Annotated in this window: 2 protein-coding genes; both read right to left on the reverse strand. The window is 48.2% G+C overall.

Features of this window, described 5'->3' with window-relative positions; translation table 11 throughout:
- Positions 1 to 825, reverse strand: an 825-nt coding sequence (locus tag KDK19_RS05375) for a hypothetical protein (RefSeq protein ID WP_257291497.1), incomplete at its 3' end; no start/stop codon positions are given.
- Between the two features lie 225 nt (positions 826 to 1,050).
- Positions 1,051 to 1,304, reverse strand: a 254-nt coding sequence (locus KDK19_RS05380) for a hypothetical protein (RefSeq protein WP_257255434.1), incomplete at its 5' end; no start/stop codon positions are given.

The raw sequence follows: 1,304 nt of genomic DNA on the forward strand, positions 1-1,304 counted from the left end.
CAGTGGATCATCGCCTCCGTGACCACTGCCGCCTGTTGAACGAATTCTCTGGCTAATGGTAGCGGCTCCGAACATCTGGCCTGTTGTCGCGGTAGTTGAGACTTTGATTATTCTGGAGGGTTGATTCTTTTTCCTGGTACCCGCCTGCCGACCAGAATATCTGCAAGAAGTGATCTCACTGTAAACAATGAGTTCCTTATCATGCTCTGCCAACCATCTCTGAATCAGCCCCGGATGCATCGTGTCAGGATCTGATCCTTTCAGATCGAGAAGGTCCGCTTCAATCACCCTGATCCGATCTGACAAAATCCGTGTCAGCGTGGTTTGGCCCGTCATAATCGCCCATAGCCGTTTGATACGAAGCATTCGTAGCAGTTGCCTTTTTTGTTGCAGGCATTTTTGAACAGGGGCCAGAGCAGGGGTAAGTTCAGGCTGGGGCTCCGGGTCAGGATTCCAGTTGTTTCCGCCGGGTGGCTTGCCTCCATCGTTTCCGTCGGCAGCAACTATGGCGAGCGGTGAAGTGGAAAAGTGCTTCAGGGCTTCAAGGGACATAACCATCTGGTCAATGTGGCGTGTTTGCTTCATGGGCCAAATGGGTAGGGGAGGCAATTGGAGTGACGCAGCAGGACTGTTATTCGGCAGCAGCTTTAGCAAATGGGGAGGGTGTTGCATAAACCCTACCGGATGAGGATTGGGCGGTTCAGGTTCAACCAACTGATTGGCATATAAGAAACGGGCTGGTAGCGAGTTTGATTCGACTAATCCCATTGCAGGCAGCGACTTCCCAAACATTATGGTCACTGACAGAAGCAGTGATCGGACCATCGAGCAGGCAGTTTTGTTTTTTTGTGAGCGTCCCATAGACTCAGGACCATTGATTGACCTTTGTTATTTGCACCGGAATGTATAGCACCTTCCTGCTCAGCGTGCCATGAACGGAGTTGGTGAAGAAGGTGTTTTTTTAAATGAGCGGGTTTGCTCGAAGGAAGCTTTCATTAAACGACTTATGACATATGATATCTGATGGGTCAGATTGAAGGCATAAGCCCATTAGAAAATACTCCCACACTCATCAAGTAACTCTAATTCCTGACAACTCTGATAAACATCAGGATCAACCACTGATAATAAAGGTTCTCGACTTTTTAACCGCTTTATTTCGCTGCATGCCTGTTGCCTCCATCCCTCGAGTATGTGGTCAGAGATGTCGATTTTGGCTTTTTTAAGGACGGTCACTATATGCATAAGTTCCATTTCATCCCTGTACCCGTCCAGTAATGTCAGTATTTCGATGTCAAAAACTT

Origin of the sequence: Endozoicomonas sp. ONNA1 (assembly GCF_024606325.1) — a bacterium.
Lineage (GTDB): Bacteria > Pseudomonadota > Gammaproteobacteria > Pseudomonadales > Endozoicomonadaceae > Endozoicomonas_A.